Raw genomic sequence first — 627 nt, 5'->3', positions numbered from 1 at the left:
GTAATTTATACGTGTACATTTTTTTCTCCCATCAACTAGTATACATAATATTATTATAATCTCTTTTCTAAAAAGTGTTGACTATGCCCTTTAGGATGATTTTCAACAACACCATATTCTCGGTATCCGTGCTTTTTATAAAATTCTGGTGCTTGGAAACTAAATGAATCTAGTAAAATGAGTCTACATCCTTTTTCCTTCGCAATTTCTTCTATTGTATGTAACAATTGACTACCATAACCATCATGGCGAACTGATTCATCAACCCATAAAAAATCTATATGTAGATGATAAAAATACATCGTTCCAGTTACCCCGCCAAAGATTTTCCCTTCCTCATCTTTCACTACGAAACTTACTTGTTCCATTGGCTGTTTTACTTCATCTGACAACACAGACATGTTATATTGAATTAATTTATTTTTAATGTATTCTCCTTCAGTGCGAGTACCGTTCTCTATACGTTTCATATGTACTTCTTCCTTTCAATTCTTATAATATTTACATATTTTTATTTCTTCATTTTAATAGACTAATCCATACAAATCCACCATATGTAACAAAACATGAAAAACTAATTAACCCCGGCATTGATACATACCCTTTTCTTGCATAACTTATGACGGT

1 protein-coding gene is annotated in these 627 nt (G+C 31.4%); it reads right to left on the bottom strand.

All coding sequences use genetic code 11. The annotated features are described in order from the left end of the window. Positions 1–53 precede the first annotated feature (53 nt). Positions 54–470, bottom strand: coding sequence for a GNAT family N-acetyltransferase (locus AC1DTM_RS30550; protein WP_016105076.1), 417 nt, complete (start codon positions 468–470; stop codon positions 54–56). Positions 471–627 lie beyond the last annotated feature (157 nt).

The organism is Bacillus sp. P4_D3 (assembly GCF_056401855.1).
This window is presented reverse-complemented; position numbering and strand designations above follow the sequence as displayed.